The 6,751-nt window shown below is 64.3% G+C and carries 4 protein-coding genes and 1 pseudogene; 4 read left to right on the forward strand and 1 reads right to left on the reverse strand.

Translation table 11 applies throughout. From position 1 onward, the window contains the following. The coding region (locus tag EGJ34_RS19760) for an MFS transporter (protein ID WP_148100527.1) at positions 1-603 on the reverse strand (603 nt) is incomplete at its 3' end. A gap of 145 nt (positions 604-748) precedes the next feature. Here EGJ34_RS19760 and atpC point away from each other — a divergent pair. From atpC to EGJ34_RS19780, 4 genes and pseudogenes are all read left to right on the forward strand, one after another. Continuing rightward, on the forward strand, positions 749-1,195 hold the full coding sequence (atpC, locus tag EGJ34_RS19765; RefSeq protein WP_125362152.1) for an ATP synthase F1 subunit epsilon: 447 nt from the start codon (positions 749-751) through the stop codon (positions 1,193-1,195). Between the two features lie 33 nt (positions 1,196-1,228). After that, a complete protein-coding gene (locus tag EGJ34_RS19770) occupies positions 1,229-2,734 on the forward strand; it encodes a DASS family sodium-coupled anion symporter (RefSeq protein WP_125362153.1) in 1,506 nt (501 codons plus the stop codon). A 385-nt stretch (positions 2,735-3,119) separates the two neighbouring features. After that, a pseudogene (locus EGJ34_RS19775) lies at positions 3,120-5,417 on the forward strand (ribonucleoside-diphosphate reductase subunit alpha); the annotation flags it as partial. Positions 5,418-5,481: 64 nt separating this feature from the next. After that, positions 5,482-6,522: a ribonucleotide-diphosphate reductase subunit beta gene (locus EGJ34_RS19780; RefSeq protein WP_125362155.1), complete on the forward strand. Its 1,041-nt coding sequence runs from the start codon at positions 5,482-5,484 to the stop codon at positions 6,520-6,522. The last annotated feature ends 229 nt before the right edge of the window (positions 6,523-6,751 follow it).

Here is a 6,751-nt window from a genome sequence, read left to right on the forward strand (position 1 = left end):
CGCCGGTGCGGCCGCCGAGGGCAGCCCCCAGGCAACAGCGCCCAATGCCAGCAGCGGCAGCAGCGCCGCGACGTACAGGGTCAGCGACAGGTTCTGGTACGCCACCCAACCGGCCGCCGCCGGGCCGATCACCATGCCCAGCGCGTTCGCGCTGCCCAGCTTGGCCATCACCCCGGCGCGTTCACCGGGCGGGGCCGCGTCGGCCACCAATGCCGCCGCGGTGGGGGGCACCGCGGCATAGAACAGGCCCACCAGGGCGCGCGTGCCGACCAGCGCCAACACCGAGAACCAGACCGCCGGCGGCGAGCGCAGCGCGGTGTCGACGAACAGCGCCATCACGATGTAGATCAGCGCGTAGGCCAGCAGCGCGATCAGCAGCACCCGCTTGCGCCCGACGCGGTCGCTGAGACCGCCCCAGCGCCGCGCTGACAGCATCCATAACACGCCCGCCGCGGTCACCGACAAGCCGGCGTGCCATTCCGACAGGCCGAGCAGGCGCACCACCGGGCCCACGACCGCCACGAACGACATCATCGCCATGGTGCCCGCCAGCGCGGCAAACACCAGCGCAGGCAGGCCAGGAACAGAAGGAGTTGAGCGCATCACACACCACAAGCGAACAATTCGCAAATGATAACAGCTCTCATTTGTTGTCACACGTCAATCTTCCACACATTGACGTCGATCAACCCCTGACAACGCACGGGGCGTTAGGCTGGAGCCACTCCTCCCCCCAAGGACGCGCTTGATGCAAACCACTCCCCTTCCGTCCCAACTGGGCGACGCCCACGCCATTGACCTGCAGATCATCAGCCTGATGGGCGAACTCTGGAGCGGTGAAGTCCGCGAAGTCAGCCTGCCCGGCAGTGAAGGCCGCTTCGGCGTGATGGCCCGCCACGCCCCCCTGCTGAGCACCCTGCGTGAAGGCATGGTCTCGGTGTTCCCTGCCGGCAGCGAGCCGCCGCTGCACGTGTACGTTTCCGGCGGCTATGTCGAAGTCCAGCCCGGCAAGGTGATCGTGCTGGCCGACCTTGCGCTGCGCGGTGAAGACCTCGACAAGGCCCGTGCCGCTGCCGCCCGTGAAGCGGCCCGTTCGCCCATGGCACAGGACTTCACCGACGACGGCTACGCCAAGCTGCACGCCGAACTGATGCTGCAGCGCCTGCAGAACCTGCGCCAGTTACCCCCACGCTGATCCGGGCATTCCCCGCCCTCTGGAACCCCCGCCATGCTCGCCTCTCTCAAGGCGCTGTTCCGCTACTTCAACAGCGTTGTTCCGTTCCGCCTTGTCCCGGCACTGATCACCACGGTCGTGCTGGTCACCCTTTTGCTGCTACCCTGCCCGGAGGGCCTGACGCCCAAGGCGTGGGGGCTGGTGGCGATCTTCCTCACCACCATCGTGGCGATCATCCTGAAGGTGATGCCGATCGGGGTGATGGCGATGATGGCCATCGTCATCGTCTCGCTGTCACAGGTCACCTCGACTTCGTCCAAGGGCGCGATCACCGACGCACTGAGCAGCTTCGCCAGCCCGTTGATCTGGCTGATCGTGGTCGCGATCCTGATCTCGCGCGGGTTGAAGAAAACCGGGCTCGGCAGCCGCATCGGCCTTATGTTCATCGCGCTGCTCGGCAAGCGCACCGTGGGCATCGGTTACGGACTGACCGTCTGTGAACTGGTGCTGGCCCCGTTCACGCCCAGCAACACGGCGCGCGGCGGCGGCATCGTGCACCCGATCATGCGCTCGATCGCCAATGCCTTCGAGTCGGACCCGGCCAAGGGCACCCAGGGCAAGGTAGGCACCTATCTGGCGCTGGTGAACTACCACGCCAACCCGATCACTTCGGCGATGTTCCTCACCGCCACGGCACCCAACCCGCTGGTGGTGGACTTCGTGGCCAAGGCCACGAACCAGCAGTTCCACCTGAGCTGGACCACCTGGGCGCTGTGCATGCTGCTGCCGGGGCTGGTGTGCCTGCTGCTGATGCCGCTGGCGGTGTACCTGTTGTCGCCGCCGGAACTGAAACACACCCCGAACGCCGTGGATTTCGCCAAGGGCGAGCTGCAGCAGATGGGCCCGCTCAGCGGCAAGGAGAAGGTGATGATGGGCACCTTCGGCCTGCTGCTGGTGCTGTGGGCCAACGTGCCGGCAATGATCTTCGGCCCCGCCTTCACCCTCGACCCCACCGTGGTCGCCTTCCTGGGTCTGTTCGTGCTGATCATCACCGGCACCATCGACTGGGATGACGTGCTGTCTGAAAAGAGCGCCTGGGACACCCTGATCTGGTTCGGGGCCCTGGTGATGATGGCCGAGCAGCTGAACAAGCTCGGGGTGATCACCTGGTTCTCGGAGGGCATGAAGAACGCCATCGTCGCCAGCGGCATGGGCTGGCAGGCCATTGCTGCCGTGCTGGTGCTGGCCTTCGTGTTCTCGCATTACCTGTTCGCCAGTACCACCGCGCATATCAGCGCGATGCTGCTGGCCTTCCTCGGCGTGGGTGCGTTGCTGATTCCGGCCGACTATGTGATTCCTTTCATGCTGATGATGACCGCCGGCTCGGCGATCATGATGACGCTGACGCATTACGCCACTGGCACCTCGCCGATCATCTTCGGCAGCGGCTACGTCACGCTCGGCACGTGGTGGCGGGTTGGATTCGTGATGTGCGTGTTCGAGCTGCTGGTGTTCGCGACGGTCGGCGTCGCGTGGTGGAAAGTCCTGGGCTACTGGTAGGTGCCGACCGTTGGTCGGCACACGCCCGGGGTGCGGCAACCGGTCACGTTGCCACACCCTCAACACTACATATGATGTTGACGATGAGACGCGTCCACACTATGTTGTGTTTATCGGCTCCCCGCTTCCGCCAGGTCCGGTTCTCTCCGCATGGCACCTGGAAGCCCGCCCCTGGTCATCGCCCCGCTGCGGTCGTGACCTTCCGCCCCCGCCGGGGCCCGCCTCCATGACCGCCGTTTGGATGCTAAACGGTTGAAACCTGACGTATCGACCAACGGTCGATGCCCACCAGCATGGAACTGCGATGAACAACGAATTCAACACCCTGTCCGCCGACGTCGCGCCGGCGGTGGAACCGACCGCCGTGGCCGGCGAAGCCCCGCTGTGGATCACAAAGGAAGGCGGCAACCGCCGCATGCCGTTCGAGCCGGCCCGCCTGGAGCGCAGCCTGCGCACGGTGCACGCCGAGTTTCCGGCACTGGACCTGGCCGACTATCTGCGTGCCGTGCTGGCCCTGATCACCCGCCGCGCCCAGCTCAGCGCCGACGACATGGTCGACCTGCTGGTGCGCGAAGCCGAGTCGCGCATCGACCTGGTCGCGCCCGACTGGGAGCACTTTGCCGCGCGCCTGTACCTGCGCCGCCTGTACAAGCGCGCCAGCAAGAACCGCTTCTACGACGCCACCCTGCGCTACGGCTCCTACGTGGGCCTGCAGGAAAGCCTGGCCGACCGCAACGTCTATTCCATCGACATCCTCAAGGCCTACTCCAAGGAAGAACTGGAAGAAGCCGGGCGCATGATCGACCCTGAGCGCGACAAGCTGTTCGCTTACAACGGCCTGTACCTGCTCGCCACGCGCTACCTCGCCACCGACCACTCGCGTGGCGTGTTCGAGCTGCCACAGGAGCGCTGGCTGACCATCGCGCTGTACCTGATGCAGCACGAACACCTGCATGGCGAGCGCTCGCGCCGCCGCCGCATGCTGCTGGTGCGCGAGGCGTACTGGGCGCTGTCCAACCTGTACATGACCGTGGCCACGCCAACCTTGGCCAATGCAGGCAAGACCGGTGGCCAGCTGTCGTCGTGTTTCATCGACACGGTGGATGACAGCCTGCAGGGCATCTACGACTCCAATACCGACATCGCGCGGGTGTCCAAGCATGGCGGCGGCGTTGGGGCCTACCTCGGGTATGTCCGGTCAGCCGGAGCGCCGATCCGCGGCGTGGCCAATTCCTCGGGCGGCGTCGTGCCGTGGATCAAGCAGCTCAACAACACCGCGGTCAGCGTCGACCAGCTGGGCCAGCGCAAGGGCGCAATTGCGGTCTACCTGGACATCTGGCACCGCGACATTGAGGCCTTCCTCGACCTGCGCCTGAACAATGGCGACCAGCGTTTGCGCGCGCACGACGTGTTCACGTCGGTGTGCCTGCCGGACATCTTCATGGAAGCGGTGGAGCGGCGCGGCGACTGGTACCTGTTCGACCCGCACGAAGTACACCGGATCAAGGGCTGGTACCTGCAGGACTTCCACGACGAACAGCGCGGCCAGGGCAGCTTCCGCACCCGCTACGCCGAGGTGGTGGCCGACGAACGGATCAGCCGACGCACGGTCAAGGCCATCGACCTGTTCAAGCGGATCATGGTCAGCCAGCTGGAAACCGGCAACCCTTTCATGTTCTACCGCGATGAGGTGAACCGGAAAAACCCGAACAAGCACGCCGGCAACATCTACTCCAGCAACCTGTGCACCGAGATCCTGCAGAACATGAGCCCCACCCGGCTGATGCAGGAGATGATCAGCGGCGACCAGATCGTTACCACCCGCCAGGCCGGCGATTTCGTGGTCTGCAATCTGTCCTCGATCAATCTCGGCCGTGCGGTCACCGCCGCGCCGGACCTGCTCGACCACGACGTGCTGGAGCGCCTGGTCAGCGTGCAGGTGCGCATGCTCGACAACGTCATCGACCTCAACCAGCTGCCGGTGCCGCAGGCCACCATCACCAACCGCAAGTACCGGGCCATCGGACTGGGAACGTTCGGCTGGCATCACCTGCTGGCCCAGCAGCAGATCGCCTGGGACGATCCCCGGTCGGAGGATTACGCCGACGCCCTGTATGAGCGCATCAACTTCCTGGCGATCCGCGCCAGCCTGCAGCTGGCCCAGGAGAAGGGCCGCTACAGCGCCTTCCTCGGCAGCGAATGGCACAACGGTGAGTACTTCCGTGCGCGCGGCTATACCAGCCCGGCCTGGCAGGAGCTGGCCGCGCAGGTGGGCGTGCACGGACTACGCAATGGCTGGTTGATGGCGGTGGCCCCGAACATGAGCACCGCGCAGATTGCCGGTTCCACCGCGTCCATCGACCCGGTGTATGGCGCGTTCTATTACGAGGAGAAGAAGGACTTCCGGCGGCCGGTGGCGGCACCGGGGCTGTCGCTGGAGACCTACCCTTACTATCAAAAGGGCGCGTACCGGCTCGACCAGTTTGCCAGCATCCGCCAGAACGCGCGCCGTCAGCGCCATGTGGACCAGGCGATCAGCTTCAACCTGTATGTGCCCAGCACCATCCGTGCGAGCACGTTGCTGGCGCTGCACATGAGTGCCTGGAAGGAAGGGATCAAGACCACGTATTACGTGCGGTCGAACGATATCGATATCGACGAGTGCGAATGGTGCAGTTCATGACCGGTGGGTGACGACCGTTGGTCGTCACGCCCCCAACCGCCTCCATACACAACGGAAACACCCGATGGCCACCCCGCTCGAACGCATCAAGATCCTTGAACCGCGCCACCCCAACCGATCCACCGGCATCATCAACGGCCGCACCAGCGGCATCCTGAACTGGAACGACATTCCCTATCCGTCCTTCTATCGGGCGTACAAGGAACTCTCGACCAACTTCTGGATTCCCGACGAAGTGGACATGAAGGGCGACGCGCGCCAGTACGGCGAGCTCTCCGCCCGCGAAAAGAACGCCTACGATTCCATCATCGGCCTGCTGGCCACGCTGGACTCGCCGCAGACGCGCTTCATCTACAACGTCGCCGAATACATCACTGACCCGGCGGCGCACGCAAACGCCGCCATCATCGGCCAGCAGGAAGTCATCCATAACGAAAGCTACAGCTACGTGCTGGCCTCCATCGCCGGGCTGGCCGACCAGAACCGGGTGTTCGAACTGGCCCGCACCCACCCCACCATCCTGGCCCGCAACGCACCCATCATGGCGTCGTACGACGACTTCATGCGCGAGAAGACCGCTGAAACGCTGATCCGTTCGCTGATCCAGTCGTCGATCCTGGAAGGCATCAACTTCTATTCCGGATTCGCGTTCTTCTACAACCTGGTGCGACAGAACCGCATGACCGGCACCGGCAAGATCATCAGTTTCATCAACCGCGACGAACTGGCCCACACCAAGTTCATCAGCGAACTGATCCGCGCCATCATCGGCGAGAACCAGTCGCTGCAGGGCGACCAGCTCACCGCCTACGTGCACGACGCGTTCGAGCACGCCATTGCGCTGGAAACGCGCTGGACCGGTGAGGTGCTCGATGGCATCGACGGTATCGACGTGGACGAGATGATCCGCTATGTGAAGTACCGCGCCAACAAGATGGCCGGCATGTTGGGGATCGACAAGCTGTACAGCGACGCCAACGCCAACGTGATGCCGTGGATCAAGGCGTACGCCGACAACTTCACTGAAACCAAGACCGACTTCTTTGAAATGCGCAATGCCAGTTACAAGAAGACCAATTCAGACAACGGATTTGATGATTTGTGATCCAGCATTGCGCAGCCACGCAGGGCGTGGCTCTACGTCCGGTTCGTTCCCATGATCCGATTGCCGGACGTCCGGTTCGTCCCGATGTCTGACCCCCGTAGTGCCACGCCCTGCGTGGCAACCGCATGCAGAACTCAAACCATGCACATCCTGATCGCCTTCGCCTCGCTGAGCGGCAACACCCGTGAGGTCGCCCGCCTGCTCGCCGCGCACTGCCGCGGCCGCGGCC

Source organism: Stenotrophomonas sp. 278, assembly GCF_003935715.1.
Taxonomy (GTDB): Bacteria; Pseudomonadota; Gammaproteobacteria; order Xanthomonadales; family Xanthomonadaceae; genus Stenotrophomonas; species Stenotrophomonas maltophilia_AH.